The sequence below is a fragment of the Serratia sp. P2ACOL2 genome (assembly GCF_003691565.1).
Classification (GTDB): Bacteria; Pseudomonadota; Gammaproteobacteria; order Enterobacterales; family Enterobacteriaceae; genus Serratia; species Serratia liquefaciens.
Window position 1 is genome coordinate 1,505,166 of the sequence record NZ_CP033162.1, and the last position, 20,268, is coordinate 1,525,433.

Genomic DNA, 20,268 nt, shown 5'->3' on the forward strand with positions numbered 1-20,268 from the left:
CAGGGCCGAACACACAAATGCGGGGTAATAGTTGACCAGCCTAAGGCTGGACACATTACCCCGCATCAGATTATCACGGCGCGCGCCCGGTACTGAGGCGCCTCAGTTTATCAGTAGCTGCCGGCGGCAGCCTGATCACCGGAAACGATTGCTACGCCAGAGCTGGTGCCGATACGAGTAGCGCCTGCTTTGATCATCTTCTCGGCGGTTGCGCGATCGCGCACGGCGCCGGATGCTTTAACCCCCATCTCACTGCCTACCGTCGCACGCATCAGCTTGACGTGTTCTTCACGAGCACCGCCGGTGCTGAAGCCGGTAGAGGTTTTAACGAAGGCCACATCAAGTTCGCGACACATTTCACAAACCTGAACGATCTGCGCATCGCTGAGCAGGCAGGTTTCCAATATTACCTTCAACGGGATCGCCGCGCAAACCTCGCGCACGGCGGCGATGTCGGCTTTGACTTCATCCAGCAGGCCGCTTTTCAGCCAGCCTACGTTGATCACCATGTCAATTTCCTGCGCGCCGGCTGCAATCGCCGCTTTGGCTTCGAAAGCTTTGGCTACGGTCAGGCCGGCACCCAGAGGGAAGCCGATCACCGAACAGATTTTCACTTCGCTTTCCTGCAGCAGATGCGCAGCCAGCGGCACATAGCCGGAGTTAACGCAAACGGCGTAGAAGTTGTGCTGCTGCGCTTCTTCACAGAGTTTGGCGATTTGCTCTTCGGTGGCATCCATCGCCAGCAGGGTGTGGTCGACATAGCGGGCGTAATCAATGTTTTCAGTCGTCATTTCGATTCCTTGTTGAGGTTTGATCAAAGCACAATGTGAATAATGTTAGAATAATAACATTCATCTGACGGTTAGGATAGCGTGATTTTAAAAATGAAGGACAGATCATCGTTTTTAGGCTGTGTGGTGTATAACATTGGCAGTGATGATATGTTATTTAAATAACATTTTGGTGCTGAATGCAGGTTTGACCTGCGAGAACACCCAGGGGAAAAACTATGGATATGCTAATAAATCTGGTGCCACAGCGGTTTGGGACACAACCAGATGAAGTTTTCCGCAATGCGGATTTCGTGGTTACCGCTGTTGATTGTGCTCAGGCAGGACCGATGCTGACGTTGGAAAATAGCCGCGGCTCGCTGCGGGTATTGCCCTACAGTGGGATGACGATTTGGGATGCCGATTTTGATGGCTATTCGCTGAAGTCGGGCCGTCGTAGCGTCAAGGCGGCCCGTTGCCATCCTCATAGCGGCGTTGCTTTCCATTCACCCTGGCCGTATGAGGATGGTTCATCATCAGAATTAAACATGCAGCGTGTAGCGTTGCAGCTAGAGGGGAATACCCTGACGCTGTACGGCAGTGGCGAACTTGCCGATCGGCAGTGCAGGTTGCGCCCGGCGGTGAGCTTGACGGCGGACAGCGCACAATTTTCCATTGATATGCAAATCACTAATCTCGCCGAAGCGCCTTTACCGCTGAATTATGTCTGCCAATTAAATTATGGCTGCATCCCAGCAGCCATTTTCCGGCAGAATTTACCGGCACCGGCCTTGATGCCAACGGGGAGCATCGCCGATCGGGGCGTGCTGTGTTCGGACGATTTGTCGTTGTATGTCGATCAGGCCGAGTTTTTTATGTTGGCCTCAAAGGGCAGACGATACGTCACGCGTTTTTCCACCGCACAATTTAACTATGGTCTGCGCCCCGTCACACAACAGGGCAGCCAGCGTTTGTTCAGGTTTATCCAACCGGCTACCGGTAAGGGCGACAAACTGCCTGCAATGGTGATAGAGGCGGGGAAAATGAGAGCCTTCAGTGTCACCACCGGGGTGGTGTGAAACAGGGGCGGAGCCGCCCCTGTCTGAAAAGAGATTACTCTTTAACCCACCCTTTACGGATCGGGAAGGCGAACAGGAAACGGTACAGGCGCGTCAGTTTGGCGGCAATGATGTCGCCGAACAGGTTCCACACCAGTTGGGCAAACAGGCAGCCTACCAGACCGAGCAGGAAGCCACCCACCATGTCCAACGGCCAGTGCACACCCAGATAGACACGGGACCAGGCGATGCCAGCCGCCACGATTAACAATAATATCCCTGACCAGACACGGTGCCAGAACAGGAAAGCCAGTGCGAAAGTAAAGATGGCGGTACCGTGATCGCTGGGGAATGAACTGTCCGGCGCATGCGCCAGGAAGGTATACCCCACACCGGCGACGAATGGCCGTTCATGTGGCAGCAGCATGCCGATAGTGGCGGCAGAAAGCATGGCAAACAGCAGAGCAATTGTCGTCTTGGCCACCACTTCACGTTGCGACACCAATTGGTTCTGCGGCCCCCACAGCCATAGTCCGATAATCAGCATCGGCACGATAGCGATCAGATCGCGCGCCAGAAAGGTGGCGACATCGATCGATCCTTCGGGGGACGCCGGGGTCGCGTTGATCCAGGCGAAAAGAAGATAATTCAACTGCTCTATCATAGTTACCTCGTCTTGCGGCGGACAAACCCGCTCGCCATACAATAAACAGCCAGTTGGCTGAGCCAGACCCACCAACCCGCCCACAGGTTATGGGTAAGAAAATGTGCGCCGCGCATGACCTGACCAAAACCCATCAGCATGCCGAGCACAATGCCGCCGAACCAACACCAGTAAGCCAGGCGTGGGCGTTGCGGATAAAACAGGAAAAACAGCGCCATCACGGCAAAGCCGCTGGAGGCATGACCGCCAGGGAAGCAGCGCCCCGGTCCAGGTACTGCCGGTATTGCGCCGAACAGAGGGTAGGACATCGCCTTGCCGCCGTATTCGATTAAATCCCAAGGGCAGGAATGTGCGCTGGTGGCTTTAAGAATCCCGACCACCAAGGGACCAATGCCGATCAGCAGCATAGTGACAATCATGCGCGGGTTACGGCGATAAATGCCCCAGAACAGCGCCAGCACCGCACCGGTAATCACGCCGATTTTCAGCAGGCGGTGGTTAATCAAGTCCAGCCAGTGATTGTTCTGCCACGGAAAATGCCCGCTGGCGGCGTCGAACCAGTAATTGCTGATGGCCCAGTCCAGCTGTTCATTGCGCGACAGCCAAAGAAACAGCAACCCACTGGCTATCAACCCAAAAACCTGCCAACGGTAAAAGGATGCCGGCAGCGAGTAAAGGGCGTTAGTCTGAATTTGGGGTGTTGTTGAGGATTGATTTAGTGAAGGTTTTGGATTCACGCAGGGCTCAGATTCAATCAGAGAGATAGAGATCCCCACTGTAATAATTCTGTCTTAAGAAAACCTTAATGCCCGGGCAAGCCTGCTGCGAGAAAGGGATAGGCGAGCTATCGGCTTTCAGTTAAGGTAATCGTTTGCTTTTTATTGGGAAGATGTGGCGATGACAAAAAAATTGAATCTTGTGCTGTTGGCGGTCTGTGGCGCGCTGATTTCTCCTCTGACGGTGGCGCAGCAGGGCGTTGTCCCCGGGCCGATTGTGGTTCAGGGCGCAATGCCGGTGGAGGCGGAACGTTTCGCCCAACGTCTGGACAACCCGCATGAAGAACAAATTGGCGGCTGGCGCTTCTGGCGCGGCACCGTGGACGGTTATCCGGTCGTGGTGTCGGAAACGCTGAAAGGCATGTCTAACGCGGCGGCGGCTACGGCGATCGCCGCGACCGAGTTCCGCCCGGTGGCGATCATCAATCAGGGCACTGCCGGCGGCCACGATCCTGCGCTGAAAGTGTATGACATCGTGCTGGGAAAATATTCGGTTAGCCTGGGCGCGTTTAAAACGCCGAAAAAAGCACAGGGCGAAGGCAGTGATTCACGGCAGTGGCAACCTATGGATTTGCTGGCTTCGAAAGGCAGCGCCGGTGAGGATAAAAATCCCCATACGATCCGTCAATTCCCGGCAGACGCTAAACTGTTGGCGATAGCGGAGAGCGTTAAGGGCAGCTACGCGCAGGGCAAGGTCGTTGAAGGAGTGATTGGCTCCGCCGACGTCTGGAACAGCGAACTGGATCGCATTCGTGACTTCCGCGAAAAATATCATACCTTGGTAGAAGAGATGGAAACGGCTTCCGCCGCTCAGATAGCCGCGGCTTTCAATATTCCTTTTGTCGGCATTCGCGTCCTATCCAACAATATTACCAACCAGGGTAAATACGATCCGCAGACCGGGCTTGCGTGTCAGGATTATGTCTACCAGGTGGTGAAGGCTTATATCGCTGAAAACGCATCTCGCTGATTGCTTATCCTGATTTTTGGTCGGCATTATGGTTGTTGTTGCTGACCATTGTCCATTGTAAAGAAGATTAAACTGCTGGCGAGCTTGTCAGGAGTGTATTAGCTTATGGGCGAAGCATTTAATCATTGTAGGGATAAAACATGAACAAGGCATCCGTCGTATTTTCCGGCCTGCTGATGGCCGTTTCCGCCAGCGCCATTGCTGCCACCTCTGCCGAAGACACCGATATCAGCAAACAGCCGCTGGAAAAGGTCGCGCCATACCCTAAAGCGGAAAAAGGCATGAGCCGTCAGGTGATTTACCTGCCAAAACAGGAACACGAAGAGAACTTCAAGGTGGAACTGCTGATCGGCAAAACGCTGGAAGTGGACTGCAACCACCACATGATCGGCGGCACGCTGGAAAGCAAAACCCTTTCCGGCTGGGGCTATGACTATCTGGTGTTGGAAAAACTGTCCGATCCGGCCTCCACCTTGATGGGGTGCCCAGACAATAGCAAACAGCAGAAATTTATCGCTGCCAATTTGGGTGACGCGTCCATGCAGCGTTACAACAGCCGCTTGCCGATTGTGGTCTATGTGCCGAAAGACGTGGAAGTGAAATACCGCGTGTGGAAAGCCGAAGAGACGGTGAACAAGGCCGAGCAGAAATAATATCGATGCGTGCTAACCATTAGCACGGCTAAGTCATTACCGGATAAAAGCCCGTTTGGGGGAGTGCATTGCGCCGTTGGCCATACCCCCCCAAACGGGCTTTTTTGTGTGTCGCACAGTGGGGTATAGCAATAGAAAACGGCAGTAAAAGTATGTAGTTTGGTGTCGATACACAGCAACGCAATCTACCTAACTGGGCCAACATGACAAAATTAATTGAATTTAACGCCATCATTGAAGCAGCGGAGCGTTTATCTGGGAAAGTGATTCGCACGCCGGCCATTCCCGGTTCGAAACTGGCTGAAAAGATCCTGCGGCCCGTCTTCCTGAAGCTGGAAAACACCCAGCTTGGCGGTTCTTTTAAAGCCCGAGGGGTGCTTAACAAATTTTTGAAACTGGCGGATGAGCTTAAAGATAACCGGTTTGTTGCGGTGAGCGGCGGTAATTTTGGTATTGCGATCGCCGAGGCTGCGAAAATCTTTGGCGCTGACGTCACAATTATTATGCCACCCAGCGCACCCTCCACCGCTATCGACCGGGTCCGTCAGTTGGGCAGTAGCATCATGATAGAAACGGATGTTCATGCGGCGTTTGAGCGAGCGAAGGCCTTGGCAGCCGAAGGTTATATAGTTATCGATGACTGTAACGATTCGCTGATAGCCGAAGGGCATGGCACTCTGGCACTTGAGTTTATCGCCGATTGTCCTGATTTAACCGATGTTTTTGTTGCTGTAGGTGGCGGTGGCATGCTGGCCGGTGTGGCGACGGCGCTGAAAACCATCAAGCCGGAGATCAGAATTTGGGGTGTTGAAACTGCGGGCGCCAATTCAATGCATCAGGCGCTTGGCGCCGGGAAACCTGTCGAGATTGAGGTCACGTCCATTATTTCCACGCTGGGGGTGCCCGTCATTGATGAAATGATGCTTGCGCATGCTCAAGCTTATGTCGAAGACATAGTGGTTGTTTCAGATAAGGCTGCCATCGAAGGGATGATCGCTTTTGGCGAAGAGGCTAAGCAGTGGGTCGAATTGGCTTCCGGAACGCTCATTCCCGCTGTGCTGACCATTGTGCCCAAGCTGCCCGTCAATGCGGTGATCGGGATGGTGGTGTGCGGTGGGAATATATCCCATCAAGACATGGCGAAATGGGTGAGTTATTCGCGCAATCTTTGAGTTCACCGCAATTTTCGGATGAGTTACGCCTGCTTATAAGTCACGTCTGAGCATCAATGAATTTAATGGTTTTGTTGGGCCGAACCACCGGCTCACTTTATTTCAGGCAACAAAAAACCCGATTTCCTCATCACAATAGTAAAATCAATAAGTTAGTTGTTTTATAAAGAGTTTTAATGTCGGTGAAGGATGAGGAAATACGGGGATTGTCAATCTATGCCGCCACTTTGTCGCCACTTGGCATCGTCGCTAGCGGGTTGAATTGCAGAGCGGTTTCGAGGTGCTCCGGTGCAAGGTGAGCATAGCGCATCGTCATTTTGATATCATGATGGCCGAGGATGCGTTGCAACACCAGAATGTTGCCGCCAGACATCATAAAGTGCGCCGCGAAGGTATGGCGTAACACATGGGTCAGTTGGCCTTTGGGCAACTGAATGCTGGTGTTTTCGAGCGCCGCCATAAAGCGAAAATAGCATTCGCTGAATAGACGATCATCGCCCAGCGTTATCAACTTCTTGTACAGTGCTTTACTGATCGGAACGCTGCGGTTCTTTTTGCCTTTGGTTCGAATGAAGGTGATCTTATGGGGTGTTATCTGTGACCGGGTGAGGTTTTCCGCTTCTCGCCAACGTGCGCCGGTGCTTAGACATACCTCGACCACAAGCGGCAAATCAGTATCGCCTTTGCTGCAGGCTGCTAATAGCTCTGTGATTTGTGCGTGAGTAAGCCACGCCATTTCTTTTTCCGCTACGGTGAACTTACGCATGTTCTCTAGCGGATTGGGTTGGTTCCATTCGCCAAGCCGGGCCAACTCGCTGAACATACCGCTTAGATAGCTTTGTTCAAGATTAACGGTGACTGGTTCTGCACCGTTCTTCCACTTCTCGGAAAAGTAGATTTCACCGGACAAACGTTTATCACGATAATGCGCGAAGTCTTTTGCGGTGAAGGTAGTAGCAGGGGGATCGCCCAGAGCTTCAATCACAAGGCATAGTTTTTTGTAGGTACGTTCACCAGCGGTGAGGGATTGGCCATGTAGGTTGTACCATAGTTTAGCGACTTCACTCAGTTTACGGCGATCAATCGCTTCGCCTAACCACGGCTTGTTATCTACTTGTTCCATAGTGAAGCGTTCAAATGCCAAGGCCTCACCCTTGGTTGCGAACTGTTTACGTACCCTGCGGCCTTCACGACCAGCAGGGTAGCACTCACATAACCACTTACCGGATGTTTGTTTCCGAACTGCCATTGTAGTCCCTCTTGAAATTTGGAGGGTATTTAACTGTATGCAATCACAGTGGTCAATGTTTGATTATTGTCTTTTATACAGCATTAGCAGCCTTTCTTTTCGCTAAAGTGCTGGAGTACTCTTGGTAGTGCTTATCATATTTACTTGCACCGTTCACTGTTATGCCGTGGCGAATGCTCATTTTTGTAAGAACAACATCATCAAAAACCTCATTAAAAAAATAGTAATTTGGTGTTGATAAATTTGAGTAAAAACAAACTGTATCAGGTTCTAAATAAGGTGTGTTTATTATTTGGAATATCTTTTTTGTGATATAGACTAAAGACCTTAGCCTTTCCTTTAGCTCAGGTTCGTCGCGATAATCCATGACATGTAATACCGTTACACCGTCAACTCGATCCATGACAAGGTTGTTTGTTTTGAACTTTGGTACAGCTATAGTGAGATCGTTCTCAATGGTTTTAATTGAATCTGAAATTTCTCTTAATGAGTATATCTTCTCAATTTTATTGTCTTCATTATCTCGTGATTTAATTAAAAACCCTTCTATTTTATTTATTTCACGTTCAATTGATGATGTGGCTTTAACTAAAAATGATGTATTTATTCCATTTTCATATGACGAGTGTGTGAAAAAATTATCATATAGTTGATAAGGGTCTCCTATTTTGTACTCTACAGGGCAGTTGGATAACGCAATGTCTTTAGTTGCGACTTTTCCAAGTGCCTCAATCATAAATTTATGATGCGAGAAAAAACTATCCGCAGCGTTTTTTCTTCTAGTTGTTTGTATCTGCTCTGCTGTTTGTATAGTTCTATGAATATGTGCAACTATGGCTACTAGTGGAATAGATAAGGATAACACACCAATTGGTAGTTTAAATATTCGCAAGAAATTGTCATAACCTTCTGCCGATATGTTTATTTTTGTTTGCAACCATAGGGGAATGGATAAGGTTATTGACAAAGCCAAGGGGATTGAAATAGACAACCAAAACATCCATTGTTCTGAGAGCTTTCGCTCATTTAACTGTAAAAATTTGAAGTTTATTGCTTTTTTCATAATTATTATCTCCTTTTTTAGAGATGATTATTATTCTAATGTGCATTTCATAAGGATTTTAGCTATCGCATTGAGTTCATTAAGAGCACAGTCAAAAGAGTGCTTTAGATCAGATATATTCACTTTGTTTCCAGGAATACGCACGATCTCTCTTATGCTAATATTTCCATCTATATTTATAAGCCATGTGCCGTCATAAATTTCGTTATATGTTTGCGTGCCAATGTAATGAGTGTTTCCATCAGTTATAACTATTGGGTCTTTTATATTTTCAGGGAGAAATTCCTTATCTAATAATAAGGTATCTCCGTCGTGCAGTTGACGACCTAGAAGTTTCTTCGATGGGACTGAGAGTGCAGAAGGGGCCGTGATAACGTTTTGCTCAAACATCTCACCTTGACCATATGTTAGCCACCGCAATGAAGCACCTGTATCGAGAGCACATTTCAGTACGTACTCAGCAGGGAAAGAATCACGGACTTGTCGATTAGAAAGAGCACTTGCAGTTACTCCTAATGCTTCACATAGGGCCAGTTTTGTCTTGACTCCGTAGGCCTCAACCATCCTTTCGATTGCTGCTTTAGCACCCTGATTAAATTCCATACACCACCAAAACAAAGTAAATTTAATTGACTAATCCGAATCGGAGTAATAAATTTACCTCGAAACGGAGATTTTGGCTTTCAGCGCCAATAACCACCACTTATCGCGACCCGCCACAGGTCATCGGAGGATCTTGCACTATGCGTAAAAACATTTCAATCACGGTTCCTACACCTCACGTAAGCATAGAAAAATACTGTGAACTCACTGGGTTATCTAAGAGCACTGTTGATGACATGCTCGCTGATGGGCGCTTGTCATCATACCGTCACCGTCTATCTAAGGATGGGAAACGTGAAAAAGTACTCATCAATATGGTGAAGCTAACACTAGATGCACTATCGAAATGTGAAGTTTCGGTTTCGGTTTGAGATACTGCCACCATCAAAAGGGGAGAGGAATGTTTGATTACGAGGTTTCAAAACATCCACATTTTGATATGGCCTGCCGCCAGTTCTCTGTGCGTCATAACTTGGTTACGCTTGGCGATAGCATTGGTATGAGGCCGCAGGTATTACGCAACAAACTGAACCCGGAACAGCCGCACCAGCTCACTTGTGCGGAGTTATTGGCGCTTACTGATGCTACTGAAGACGCTGGCTTGCTCGATGCCTTGCTAGCACAAATCAACTGCATGCCATCTGTACCGGTCAACGAAGCCAGCACCGGGAACATCTCTGCCTACGCGCTGCACGCTACTGCCGCAATCGGCAACGTTGCCGCCGCCGCCGTGCATGGCGACCACAAAACGCCGATACGCAAAAGCGCACTGCTTGAAAGCGTCAACACGGCGATCCGCCATTTGTCGCTGATCGGCTTGACCGTTCAGAACCGCATCCAATCCACCCCGGCGCTAGCCTCCACCGTTGACGTTATCAGCGGCTTGGGCGCTGTTGCTGGTTTAAGCTGAGGTGATCACCGTGGTTATTTCTATCGCCCCACTGCTGAAACAACAAAGCCCATCGCGGCATTTTGAACATGGTTTTATTGAACTGCCGGGCGGAAAGCGCTGGCGCCCACGTCACGATCAGGCGGCCTTACTGCGTGGCCTGTCAACGGCTAAGCCTGTTTCACCGCTGCGCCGTTTTTTCTGCCGTTAATTGGGGCTGTCATGTTGTTGGCTACTGAAACACAAAAAGCGATCGGCATTAAGCGCATTTCACAGATTAAGCGTGAGCTGTTCCCTCATAAGCAGAATCAGGCGCAAGAGGCTTTTGATAAGTCGCCGGAACATATCCGCAGAACTGTTTGTTTTCATGCCGGGCTGAAAGAGCGGCATATAAAAATGAAGTTTGCAGAAATGAGTTATTCAGAGCGTAAACAAATTGTGTGGGCGCTGAATGACCTGATTGATTTATCAAAAACCTTGCCGCGATTTATCAGTGATGATGATTGCGAATTAAACGTTAATTAACCGCATTGCGTAATTCTGGCGTTAACCCGCCGGGCATCGCTTTGTCTGAAATAAGGGTTAAATATGTCGAATGTGATTTTTATGGGGTTAGACCCAGCAAAGGAAGGTAGCGATATTTCACAGGTGGCTGTGTTGCTTGATAACGCCCGCCTTGATGAGCGTAAGAACCAAGCCGATCTCGCCGCTGCTCGTTTGGTACGTTTGGCTGCACATATCTCTAAGAACGGCTTAACGGCTGCCGAGGCTGTAGAGCTGCTCCGCCAAGAGGCCGAGTCGATAGAGAATCAAGCGCAGGAGCTGCACTAATGGCTAACGTGGTTGAAGTTAATGGCACCTTCGCCATCATTAAAATTGAAGCGCAGGGGACTAACCCGGAAGCTTTAATTCTGGCGGATGTAAAAACAGACAAAGAAACCAAGGAGAAACATTATCCAACAAGAGCGGTTTACTCTAATGAGTTAAAACTGATCTCTGACCTGATTAATTTATCCGTTAATCGAGGCGTATTTCATCAATCAATTACAAGCATTAGCGATGTCATTAAAGAATCGCACCGTGTCGCGGAATTAGGGCGACAGGCTCTAATTCAACTGAATACAAAATCGGAGTTGCACTAATGGCCGACTTGATGGACTACGAACAGGAGCGGCAAGCGCTGGTATTGGAGGCGCAGATTACCAATGCTCGCAAATCCTCCGCGCTGCCTTCTGCCTTTGTTTGCGAAGAATGTGATGCTCCGATTCCTGCCGCGCGTCGCGCTGCCGTTCCCGGCGTTGATACATGCGTAAGCTGTCAGCAGATCCGCGAGACGCAAAGTCACCAATACGCGGGGAAGGCATGACGGAGTTCTCTATTTTGTTCGGCCTGCTGGCGTTGCTGGCAGGTCATTTTATTGCGGCTGATTTGAGCGATTCAGAATTTGCACGCAGACCAGAAAACCAAAATTACGATTAAGGAAATTACATGGAAATTAAAATCGGCTCTGAGTTTGTTATCACCAGCGATAATCTGCAATTCATTCTTAATACGGTGAAGGTAGGGAAAACAGGAAAAAGCGAAGGCCAAGAGCGTTACGAGGCTATTGGCTATTACCCTACGATTAACCAGCTTGTTAACGGCCTTATTCATCACAGCGTCCGCAATTCCAGTGTTAATAGCATTGCAACATTGGGCGCGGAAATAGGTCGCATTGGCAACCTGTGCCAAGAGGCTTTTGCGGTGTGTGAGGCTGCAAATGGACAATAAGCTGAGCAAGCCGGTTATGTATGTCGTGCGCACCCTAGATGGTGCCGTGGCGTCGGTAAAAAGTAATAGCTATACCGCACCAAAGGGATTCACAAGTGAGCCGCTTTACTCGCAAGAGTACGTCTCCGCCCTGCTGTCAGAAATTGGGGAGATAGAACGGTCACTAATCTCGAATTGCGTCGATTACGAATTTGACCTGATTAAGATGAAGCGACGCGCCGAGGCAGCAGAGCAACTCATCACTGGGCTTGAGCGTCACGTAAAAGACATCGAGGCAACGCTGATAGCGGCAACAGACGAGATCGCAGACCTCACAAAAGAGCGTGATGAGGCGCGCGCCAAGTTGGCTACGCCGGTACTGTTGTCCTGTGAAACGCATCCTCGTTGCCGCACTCAGCATGCCAAAGATGTTCGCGCCGCTGGTTTCGTTGTTGGCCTGTGCTCTGCTTGCAATGAGCGTTACTGCGGCAACTGTGCCCACGCCAACGGCGCGAAAGTGCAATGAGCCAAGCGGCACCCGCCTACGCTTACCCATGGAACGAACCGCGCCCGGCAGTTGCCGGGCCGGTAAGACCGCTTACCCGTGAGGAACTCGCTCAGGGGCAAGCTGTTTTAACCAATATCCGCCGCCTGCCGCGCTTCCTCAGCGCCATGTTCCTGACGCGTTACACCAACTTGCTCAAGAGCAAAGGGCTGCACGACGCCAACAAATGGCTGGTATTCCAGTTCGATCGCCGCATCTGGCCGCGCCTGCAAACGGTGAGCGCCAAAAACGCGATGAACCTCGCAGCTTCAATACGGTTTTCTGCTGAGGTCGATAACTACGCAGCTCTGCCCGGCATGGATGACAAAGAGTTACGCCGCCTTGCCGATCGGGTGGCCGGTCAACTTCTGCAGAATTACGAAGATTACTGCGATGAGTTTGTGGCGGAGAACGGCGGCGACAATGCCGGGCTTTTCGAAGATGCCACCCAATCAGAATTTTATGGCCGCATTGCCGGTATGGCGCGCGCCTTCAACATCACCCCGATGCACTGGCGCAAATACCGCAAAGGCAAACTGGATGCCCGGTCAGCGATTGCCAGTCTGTCACGGTTGGTTAATTCCGAGTGGTGGGAGCGCCAGTTGAAAGCCCTGCGGACGCAATGGCGCGAGGCGTTGCTGATCGCCGTCGGCAATGTGAACCGTGGGGCGTCGTCCTACGCCAGTCGGCAGGCAATCCGCGATGTGAAAGCGCGCCGACAGTCCAATTTTGATTATCTGAACAGCCGCGAGCTTGAGAACGTCGAAACCGGCGAACGCTTCAGCCTCATCGACAAGGTGATGGCAAGTATCTCTAACCCGGAAATTCGTCGTATGGAGTTAATGGCGATGATCGCCGGTGTTGAGCAGGCCGCCGCTATCCGTGGCGATAAAGGGATGTTTATCACCATCACCACCCCATCCAAATATCACCCGACGCGCGCCGTCGGCAAGAACAGCCCGAAGGTGCATTTTAATCACAAATGGGATGAAGAGGCGTACACACCAAAAGACGGCCAGCGCTATCTTGTGAAGCTGTTTAGCAAGATCCGCACGGCGTTTAAAGATGCGGGCCTGCAGGTCTACGGCGTGCGCGTTGTCGAACCGCACCATGATGCGACGCCGCACTGGCATATGATGCTGTTTACCTCCAAAAAACAGCGCCAGCAGGTGATCGACATCATGCGCCGTTATGCCATGGCTGAAGATGGGGACGAACGCGGCGCCGCCAAAAACCGTTTTGACTGCAAGCACCTGAACAAAGGCGGAGCGGCGGGCTATATCGCCAAATACATTGCAAAAAACATTGACGGCTACGCGCTGGACGGCGAGCGCGATCATGAAACCGGCGAGCTGTTGACTGATACGGCGGCCGCCGTCACCGCGTGGGCGTCAACATGGCGTATCCCTCAATTCCACTTTATCGGCCTGCCGTCGCGCGGCGCATGGCGTGAGTGCCGTAAGATCCGTTCTGTCAGTCTGGCTGATGAGTTTGACGAAACCGTTGAGGCGGTGCGCGCTGCTGCTGATGCCGGTGACTTTGCCGCTTACATTCTGGCGCAGGGTGGCCCTAACGTTGCTCGCGACGTTCAGACTGTGCGTGTAGCCCGCCGGGTTGCCGACGAGCGCAACGCCTATGACGAAGAAGTACAGAAAATCGCGGGGATTTTTGCTCCGCACATCGGCGCCGATCGCGTTTATGAAACCCGCACCACGCAATGGCGCATCGTCGCTAAAGCCGCTGCCGTTGAGCCTTTGACTTTGAAAAGCGCCTCCGGCGCGCCTCGGAGTCCTGTCAATAACTGTGGGTTGGTCGGCAGCGGTGGCACCGAAAATACGCAGGATGGCGAGCCTGTAGAGGCTGTGGCGGTGATGGAACACCATCCAGACACTCCAATTGACTGGGATGACATGACCGTTGCACGGTCTGTTATGGCGCGTTTACGTGCAGATGCCCCGCAGATAACCAGGCAACAGATAAGCATTGACCCATATAGCCGGCCGGAGCCAGCTCCTTCAGCAAGATTAACCGCTGCTGAACGCGATCGCGTTCCCAGAATTTACTCAGAGCTGGCACTACACGGCATCGAGCCAACACGCTCGGAACTGGAAGCACTGGCACGCGGCGCTAAAGTCAAATTTGGTGATATTTCAATGCACTATCCAGCGGTTAGCGATTGGGCGGGCTTCCAATAATTTCTTGCGCAATTAAATCTGATAAGCATATACTGTATATGCATACAGTAATTAAGCATCGGAGGGAAAGGGTGCAAGCAGTGGATGAAGTAGTTGTTTTAGAAAGAATTGAACTCATCGCCCGTCTGGGGGTTTGTTATGAGAGCCAAGCGAAAGACAAAGACATTGCACTGATATGGATTTCAGAACTGGCGGGGGAGATGAAAACCAGCATTGCCCCTGAAAAAGCAGAAGTGATCAGGCAACTCGCCGCGATCTCTTAATCCATAGGTGACGCATGAGACGAGATTTAAACTTAGCTGGGGCGTTTATGGCGGCGTTAAACTTCAACGAGAACGGTAAGGGCCGCCGCATAAAGACCGTTGATTTCATTCACGCCGCAAACCGGCTCGGCACACACCTAACGCCTGAAGAGGCTAATTACTACATCAAGCACCAGTCCGGCCACGTGTTCAGGCTGATTGACGAGGGGCGTTATCAGCACAATACATACCTTTTTCTCTGCTGATAGCCCATGCATGCATAGAGTGCATGAAATCGCATGATGATCCGGTGTTATTTTTACCCCCGCCGCGCCAGCACTGGCGCGGATCGCGCCGGATCATGCAACTGCATTAAAAGCGACACATGAAGCGGGCAGGCGAGGCGGGGATAGCATTGCGCGCAAGCCGTGTTGAACCCCTCCCAAAAGAGCCGCCAGCGTCCCGTAACGGCGATTTATCGCAATACTTGTATGAGAATGGGGTTTGATGTCGTGGCGCCATGATGGCGCTCTCAGGCGCTTACAGCGCACTGCATAACATCGCCAATCAGTGACACCAAAAAACGACACCATAATATTTTGCAATGGTGTCATAAAGTGATACTATAAACCCTATGAACAAACGACACCAAAAAACGCTGTCAGATGTGTTTGCCCGGCCTGTCAACGGTTCTATAAAGTGGTCTGATATTGAGGCGCTTTTTACCGCATTAGGGGCGGAGATTCACGAAAGGGAAGGTTCCAGGATCGCGGTGCTGTTGAAAGGTGAAAAAAGAGTCTTTCACCGGCCACACCCCAGACCTACCACTGACAAGGGGGCGGTTAACTCCATTCGGATCTGGTTGGATAGCTTAGGAATAAAACCATGATGAACAATACACTGAAAATTGACGGTCATACGGCCGTCATCAACTTCGACCCTGAAATTGAAATGTTCAGAGGCGAGTTTGTCGGGCTGAACGGTGGTGCTGACTTCTACGCCTACAGCGTGGACGAGCTGAAGAAAGAAGGCGCGATCTCACTCGCGGTCTTTCTCGATGAGTGCCAAAAAGACGGCATCGAGCCCTACAAGTCGTACAGCGGCAAAGTAACCACCCGCCTGTCGCCGGAACGCCATCAGGCGCTAGCCCTTGCCGCACAGGCCACCGGGCAGTCGATTAACGAGCTGCTGAATGAAGGCGTTGATTTAGTTATCGAAAAACACTCATGACAAGTAAATGGGCTCTTAAAGAGCCCATTCCATATCATGTGCAATAATTATCATCGGAATTGTTTCTTTATATACTTGATCTTTGTTTGATTCAGGCATTATTCTATTAGTAAAAATATTTGTGGTTAGCCTTATGTTAGATTAACACAGCAATAGGATAAAATAATGAAAATAACAAAGTCGTTAGAAGCACTATTTGAATTCCTTAAACAAAAAGAAAATGAAGGTGCTAGTTTTACTAAGGAAGATGTTTTATTAGTAACTGGCTGGAAAAATGCTACATTTAAAACCTATTTAGGGAAAGGGCAGTTATCAGATTTTATAAGTGAGATTGATACTGATGTATATGAAGCATCGAATTGTCAAAACATAACTACCGTTGAGTTTGCCAAGTTACTTTCGCAGAGCAAGCATCGAAGAGGTCTTGGCCATAATTGCCAATCGAAGTTAGCCAAGGCATTATTATCTAAATCAAGAGATAATATGTTGTTGGCTTTAGAGTTATATAATAGACCATCAATAGAAAATAGAATGGATGCGTTCGTGATGTGTTTCTGTACCGCATGGGAACAATTACTTAAAGCTATGCTGATAGAAAAAGATGGTGAGGATAGTATTTTTAAAAAAGGAAATAAAAAAGGATTTAAAGAAACGATTTCTCTCAGAGATTGTTTGGATAAAAATTTCTCAGCTCAGTCTAAAATCAGAAAAAACATTGAGCAGATAACATATTTTAGAGATCAGGCTGCTCACCTTCTCATGCCAGAAATACAGGGGATAACATCAAGGATATTTCAGTCTGGTGTGTTGAACTATACATCTTGTTTTGAAAAGTTCACAGAGGTTTCGTTCTTAAACAACAACCATACAGGAATGATATCATTAGTAGGTGATTTCAAATCACCACCAATTTCCGTTTTGAAGTCAACCTATGGAAACATTGCAGATGATATCCTTGAACTTGCGACTACTTTACAGGCTGATGTTGATGATAATAATGATATAGAGTTTGCTGTACCACTAAATGTTAAACTTGTATTCGCAACATCTGACGAAGATGGGAGGACGATTACACTTGCTAAAGCAGATGAAGGTATCGAAGGCTTAAAAAAAGCTCTTATTATCGAAAAGCCAGTAGATCGAGCGAGAACCCACCCATACTTGCAAAGTGGAATTATTGAAGAGATTAATAAGGTTTTATTTGAAAGATTTGATTATGCAGTTATTGATAAACACCTTGTTAATACGGATAAGAAAACGGGTTTGAAATCAATAAATAGAAACTGTTTTGATGCTGTTGTATGTAAGAATGGGTGGAAGTCAAGCAACAATAAGTATCATCATAAGAATGAAAATCCAGAACTTCACTATTACTCTCATGAGTTAGTGGATGAGTTTATTAAGAAAGTGATGATGAATGAAAAATATTTGGCTAACGCAAAGAAAACTTATAATGCCAATAAAAGGAAAAAATAATGTTAGGCCGCCAATCTGGCGGCCAGATTGTCAATCTGAGGGCAACTCATAATTATTGAAACGAATCACCTCCTCCCCGATCCAGTCGTTTACCTCCTTCATGCGCTCTTGCAGCGGCGTTAACTCGTTGCGCACAAACACCTGAGCGGCCTTTTTCACGTCCCCGAAACCGCCGGTATTGTTCGGGATAATCCCCATCATCTGCGGTGGTACGCGGTGTGCGCTCAGCAGGTCGTCGCGGCTGGCGTTCTTGATGTTAAAAAAGTCGTCCTTGGTGGCGACCTCGGATAGCGGCAAAATCTTAATGCCGTCCGGCTTGCCGTTAGGGGCGTACATGAACAAATTGCGGAAGTTCCCTAAGCCCTTGGTGTCGCGCATGGCTTGGCGCATTCTGTCAACGTCGCTGGTACTTTGCGCGGCGTCGGTCATATACAGGATGTAACCGGCGTGCGCCCCGTTCTGGTAATACTTACGGCGGAACAGCGTCGCCGCCTCGTTCAGCCAGGCGGAGTTAAGCGCGCTGAGGTACTCCGGCAGGCCGTACAGTTCCTGATTGATGTCCGGCTCAATCAGGTGAAAAACACTGTCGGTCTTGAAGCGGTGCGCCTCTTTCCAGTCCTGAACAAACCAGTACGAGCCGCGATCCACGCCGCGCCGCGTGTACTTGGCCGGGGAGGATCTCAGCTGCAGCGGCGCGCCGAGCCGGTTTTGGCGCTCTTCTAAATAGGCGTTGCCGAACACCAGATAATCCAGCGCATAGCGGCTAAACTCCTGCTGACTTAACAGCCGGTGCGGGATGAACGTAGACGCCAAAATGTTGCGCTTAACGTACATCGGCGAGCTGTGATGCACGGCGGCGCGCACGCTGCGTGCCAGCCCATCGAAGCTGATCGGCGGCTCGTACCACTTGCCATTAGTGGTGCACTCGATGTAATCCAGAATTTCCCGCTTATCCAGCACAGCTGACGGCTCGCCAAAGGTGAACGCCTCAAAATCCTGCTTCTGCTCTGCTGCCGGGGCTGGCGCCGGGGGGGTAAATGCCTTGCGGCCTTTGCGCTTGCTCATCAGTAAAACTCCAAAATGTTCGGGCTGCTGTGGCCGCTGCCTGCGGTCAGCGGTTCGTTTAAGAGGGCGTGCATGATCGCCCACGCGACATCTGCGTGGCTGGCTTCTTCGCTGCGGCTGGCGGTGTAGGTGGAGCGCGCACCGCTGGCGGTCATGGTTTTGCGGATCGCCATAAAGGCGGCGGTGATGTCGGTGTGGCTGGTGTCGTATTCCAGACAGCCGCGCCCGATAGTGTCTTTTGCCTTCAGCACCATGGCGGTTTTGATTTCCGGGGTATATTTGATTTCCCGCGCGGCCGGGAAGAACTCGCGTACCAGCTGGAAAACACCTTGGCCGACGGTGGTCGCATCGATGCCGATGTACTCCACGCAATATTTTTCGGTAAGGCCTTTAATCTTCTGGGCCTGAGCGGCAAAGTTCATGCCCTGCCACTGGTGGCGCTCGAGCACGCGGAACTTGCCCCCGGCCACCATTGGCGGTGCAATCACCGCGCACCCGGCGCTGTCGCCGCCGTTGGCTTCCGATGGGTCGTAGCCGATCCACACCGGGCGATAGCCGATCGGTCGCACGGCGTAAGGGTTGAAGTCCTCCCACTCTTCCAGCGTATCGACCATGCAGCCTTGCAGCTCGGCGAACGGGAATACCGACGCGGTATCGTCCACAAATTCACACATCAGCAGGTTCTGATACTCAGCCGGGCTGTATTCGAGCGACAGCTGATCGAGGTCGAACAGGTTACAGCCGCCGGTCAGCGCATCCTCAACCGTGACAATCTGGCGCCATTGCCCATCGCCGCACAGCACGCCTTTTGACAGGTGGCTGTGGCTGAGGTCGAGCTGAACGTGGTCGGCTTTGCTGCGGCGGCCTTTGTTGAACAGTTCCCCTGACCAGAACGGATAAGCGGAGTGCGCCAGACTCGACGGCGTGGAAAAGTAGGTGGTGCGCCACCGCTTGTGCAGCGACATCCCGCTGGCGACTTTGCGCAGCTCCTGAAACTTCGGTATCCAGAAATACTCATCCAGATACAGATTGCCGGTGTAGCTCTGCGCGGTGCGCACGTTGGTGCCGAGGAACATCAGGCGGGCGCCGTTCGGCAGCACCATCGGATCGCCTTTCAGGTCAACCTCGACCAGCCGGGCAAAATCAATGATGTAATTGCGGAATACATGCGCCTGCGCCTTACTGGCCGACAAGAAAATCTGATTGCGGCCGGTGGTCAGCGCATCAAGTAATGCTTCGCGGGCAAAGAAGAACGTGGCGCCGATCTGGCGCGATTTCAGGATGTTGCGGATACGGTGTTGCAGCCCGGCGCGATACCATCCCATCTGATATTCGAAGGTGGTTTCTGTGAAGATGCTTTGCAGCTTCTCCACGGCGGCCTCGCTGAACACGTTGCGCTCGGCGGGCTTGCGCTCGCCTTTGTTGCGGTTGGCGACGTTCGGGTTTAAGTCCGCCTCGTTGCCGGTCGCCGAATAGCGATTAACCCGCGCCAGCCGTTCAATCTGGCGGCCCAACAGGTCGATTTCTTTGAAGTCTTTCCCCTCCTTGACGTCTTTCATGATGAGCTGAATCAACCGCGCTTCCATGCTTTGTTCCACGCGGGAAATGGGCGCGATGTCATCCCATTTATCGCGCAGTTTCCAGCTCTGCACGGTCGGCCCCTTGAGGTTCAGCGTTTCCGCAATTTGGCGCACAGAGAAGCCCTGCCAGTAGAGCAAGGCAGCTTGGCGGCGCGGATCGCTGATGATGGTTGTTGCCGGTGTTGTATTCATGCCGACAAGGCTACGAAAGCGCCGGGCGGCTCGCATTAAGCCCTTGTTGTGCCTAAGATCTTCCAACCGCAACGCGTTGAGACGCGGCGCCATTCCCCCGAAACTAGCCCCGAACCCAATCACCACAA

Annotated in this window: 27 protein-coding genes; 19 read left to right on the top strand and 8 right to left on the bottom strand. The window is 50.6% G+C overall.

Going from position 1 to position 20,268, the window contains the following annotated elements; translation table 11 throughout:
- Window positions 1–110: 110 nt before the first annotated feature.
- Window positions 111–791, bottom strand: coding sequence for a deoxyribose-phosphate aldolase (gene deoC, locus EBA31_RS07155; protein ID WP_020826066.1), 681 nt, complete (start codon window positions 789–791; stop codon window positions 111–113).
- A gap of 218 nt (window positions 792–1,009) precedes the next feature.
- On the opposite strand from deoC, the gene EBA31_RS07160 reads away from it, so the two are divergent.
- Entirely contained in the window at window positions 1,010–1,849 is an 840-nt protein-coding gene (locus EBA31_RS07160) for a hypothetical protein (protein ID WP_122077992.1), read from the top strand.
- Between the two features lie 34 nt (window positions 1,850–1,883).
- On the opposite strand, the gene ybjG is transcribed toward EBA31_RS07160, so the two are convergent.
- Window positions 1,884–2,489, bottom strand: a complete 606-nt coding sequence (gene ybjG, locus EBA31_RS07165) for an undecaprenyl-diphosphate phosphatase (RefSeq protein ID WP_041415284.1) — start codon at window positions 2,487–2,489, stop codon at window positions 1,884–1,886.
- A 5-nt stretch (window positions 2,490–2,494) separates the two neighbouring features.
- A complete protein-coding gene (locus EBA31_RS07170) occupies window positions 2,495–3,229 on the bottom strand; it encodes a phosphatase PAP2 family protein (protein WP_046375060.1) in 735 nt (244 codons plus the stop codon).
- 160 nt (window positions 3,230–3,389) lie between these two features.
- Here EBA31_RS07170 and EBA31_RS07175 point away from each other — a divergent pair, with 160 nt between their 5' ends.
- The 3 genes from EBA31_RS07175 (at window position 3,390) to EBA31_RS07185 (ending at window position 6,063) form a co-directional block, all read left to right on the top strand.
- A complete protein-coding gene (locus EBA31_RS07175) occupies window positions 3,390–4,238 on the top strand; it encodes a 5'-methylthioadenosine/S-adenosylhomocysteine nucleosidase (protein WP_122077995.1) in 849 nt (282 codons plus the stop codon).
- 140 nt (window positions 4,239–4,378) lie between these two features.
- A complete protein-coding gene (gene eco, locus EBA31_RS07180; RefSeq protein ID WP_046374026.1) occupies window positions 4,379–4,891 on the top strand; it encodes a serine protease inhibitor ecotin in 513 nt (170 codons plus the stop codon).
- A gap of 203 nt (window positions 4,892–5,094) precedes the next feature.
- Window positions 5,095–6,063, top strand: coding sequence for a threonine/serine dehydratase (locus tag EBA31_RS07185; protein ID WP_122077997.1), 969 nt, complete (start codon window positions 5,095–5,097; stop codon window positions 6,061–6,063).
- A gap of 214 nt (window positions 6,064–6,277) precedes the next feature.
- Here EBA31_RS07185 and EBA31_RS07190 read toward each other — a convergent pair whose 3' ends face one another.
- From EBA31_RS07190 to EBA31_RS07200, 3 genes are all read right to left on the bottom strand, one after another.
- The gene (locus EBA31_RS07190) at window positions 6,278–7,312 is read right to left on the bottom strand and encodes a tyrosine-type recombinase/integrase (protein ID WP_122077999.1); all 1,035 of its coding nucleotides are present in this window, start codon (window positions 7,310–7,312) and stop codon (window positions 6,278–6,280) included.
- Window positions 7,313–7,385: 73 nt separating this feature from the next.
- Entirely contained in the window at window positions 7,386–8,375 is a 990-nt protein-coding gene (locus EBA31_RS07195; RefSeq protein WP_122078002.1) for a hypothetical protein, read from the bottom strand.
- 30 nt (window positions 8,376–8,405) lie between these two features.
- Entirely contained in the window at window positions 8,406–8,978 is a 573-nt protein-coding gene (locus tag EBA31_RS07200) for a phage repressor protein CI (protein ID WP_122078005.1), read from the bottom strand.
- Window positions 8,979–9,118: 140 nt separating this feature from the next.
- Here EBA31_RS07200 and EBA31_RS27025 point away from each other — a divergent pair, with 140 nt between their 5' ends.
- The 15 genes from EBA31_RS27025 to EBA31_RS07275 all read left to right on the top strand — a co-directional run bounded on the left by EBA31_RS27025 (window position 9,119) and on the right by EBA31_RS07275 (window position 17,303).
- Entirely contained in the window at window positions 9,119–9,349 is a 231-nt protein-coding gene (locus tag EBA31_RS27025) for a regulator (protein WP_122078008.1), read from the top strand.
- A 29-nt stretch (window positions 9,350–9,378) separates the two neighbouring features.
- Window positions 9,379–9,888: a phage regulatory CII family protein gene (locus EBA31_RS07210; RefSeq protein ID WP_122078010.1), complete on the top strand. Its 510-nt coding sequence runs from the start codon at window positions 9,379–9,381 to the stop codon at window positions 9,886–9,888.
- 10 nt (window positions 9,889–9,898) lie between these two features.
- A complete protein-coding gene (locus EBA31_RS07215; RefSeq protein ID WP_072010285.1) occupies window positions 9,899–10,078 on the top strand; it encodes a phage filamentation protein Fil family protein in 180 nt (59 codons plus the stop codon).
- An 11-nt stretch (window positions 10,079–10,089) separates the two neighbouring features.
- Window positions 10,090–10,392, top strand: a complete 303-nt coding sequence (locus EBA31_RS07220) for a hypothetical protein (protein ID WP_043148063.1) — start codon at window positions 10,090–10,092, stop codon at window positions 10,390–10,392.
- A gap of 63 nt (window positions 10,393–10,455) precedes the next feature.
- The gene (locus EBA31_RS07225) at window positions 10,456–10,698 is read left to right on the top strand and encodes a DUF2732 family protein (protein ID WP_122078013.1); all 243 of its coding nucleotides are present in this window, start codon (window positions 10,456–10,458) and stop codon (window positions 10,696–10,698) included.
- The gene (locus EBA31_RS07230) at window positions 10,698–11,009 is read left to right on the top strand and encodes a DUF5405 family protein (protein ID WP_122078016.1); all 312 of its coding nucleotides are present in this window, start codon (window positions 10,698–10,700) and stop codon (window positions 11,007–11,009) included. Before EBA31_RS07225 ends, EBA31_RS07230 begins: the two co-directional genes overlap by 1 nt.
- Window positions 11,009–11,233, top strand: coding sequence for a TraR/DksA C4-type zinc finger protein (locus EBA31_RS07235; protein ID WP_122078018.1), 225 nt, complete (start codon window positions 11,009–11,011; stop codon window positions 11,231–11,233). Before EBA31_RS07230 ends, EBA31_RS07235 begins: the two co-directional genes overlap by 1 nt.
- A gap of 122 nt (window positions 11,234–11,355) precedes the next feature.
- On the top strand, window positions 11,356–11,637 hold the full coding sequence (locus tag EBA31_RS07240) for a DUF5405 family protein (protein ID WP_122078021.1): 282 nt from the start codon (window positions 11,356–11,358) through the stop codon (window positions 11,635–11,637).
- Window positions 11,627–12,142, top strand: coding sequence for a hypothetical protein (locus EBA31_RS07245; RefSeq protein WP_122078023.1), 516 nt, complete (start codon window positions 11,627–11,629; stop codon window positions 12,140–12,142). The genes EBA31_RS07240 and EBA31_RS07245 overlap by 11 nt, the downstream gene beginning before the upstream one ends.
- Window positions 12,139–14,355 carry a replication endonuclease gene (locus EBA31_RS07250; protein WP_122078026.1) on the top strand — a complete coding sequence of 739 codons (2,217 nt, stop codon included), beginning with the start codon at window positions 12,139–12,141 and terminating at the stop codon, window positions 14,353–14,355. The genes EBA31_RS07245 and EBA31_RS07250 overlap by 4 nt, the downstream gene beginning before the upstream one ends.
- Window positions 14,356–14,435: 80 nt before the next feature.
- Entirely contained in the window at window positions 14,436–14,618 is a 183-nt protein-coding gene (locus tag EBA31_RS07255; RefSeq protein ID WP_102780101.1) for a hypothetical protein, read from the top strand.
- 47 nt (window positions 14,619–14,665) lie between these two features.
- Window positions 14,666–14,863, top strand: a complete 198-nt coding sequence (locus EBA31_RS07260) for a hypothetical protein (RefSeq protein WP_162302870.1) — start codon at window positions 14,666–14,668, stop codon at window positions 14,861–14,863.
- Window positions 14,864–15,231: 368 nt separating this feature from the next.
- The gene (locus EBA31_RS07265) at window positions 15,232–15,486 is read left to right on the top strand and encodes a type II toxin-antitoxin system HicA family toxin (RefSeq protein ID WP_071605322.1); all 255 of its coding nucleotides are present in this window, start codon (window positions 15,232–15,234) and stop codon (window positions 15,484–15,486) included.
- The gene (locus EBA31_RS07270; protein ID WP_233496209.1) at window positions 15,483–15,827 is read left to right on the top strand and encodes a type II toxin-antitoxin system HicB family antitoxin; all 345 of its coding nucleotides are present in this window, start codon (window positions 15,483–15,485) and stop codon (window positions 15,825–15,827) included. The genes EBA31_RS07265 and EBA31_RS07270 overlap by 4 nt, the downstream gene beginning before the upstream one ends.
- Window positions 15,828–15,992: 165 nt before the next feature.
- Window positions 15,993–17,303, top strand: a complete 1,311-nt coding sequence (locus tag EBA31_RS07275; RefSeq protein WP_122078031.1) for a DUF3644 domain-containing protein — start codon at window positions 15,993–15,995, stop codon at window positions 17,301–17,303.
- 30 nt (window positions 17,304–17,333) lie between these two features.
- Here EBA31_RS07275 and EBA31_RS07280 read toward each other — a convergent pair whose 3' ends face one another.
- Window positions 17,334–18,368 (bottom strand): phage portal protein, encoded by a 1,035-nt coding sequence (locus EBA31_RS07280; RefSeq protein ID WP_122078033.1) that lies wholly within the window; start codon window positions 18,366–18,368, stop codon window positions 17,334–17,336.
- A complete protein-coding gene (locus tag EBA31_RS07285) occupies window positions 18,368–20,140 on the bottom strand; it encodes a terminase ATPase subunit family protein (protein ID WP_122078036.1) in 1,773 nt (590 codons plus the stop codon). Before EBA31_RS07285 ends, EBA31_RS07280 begins: the two co-directional genes overlap by 1 nt.
- Window positions 20,141–20,268: the final 128 nt, after the last annotated feature.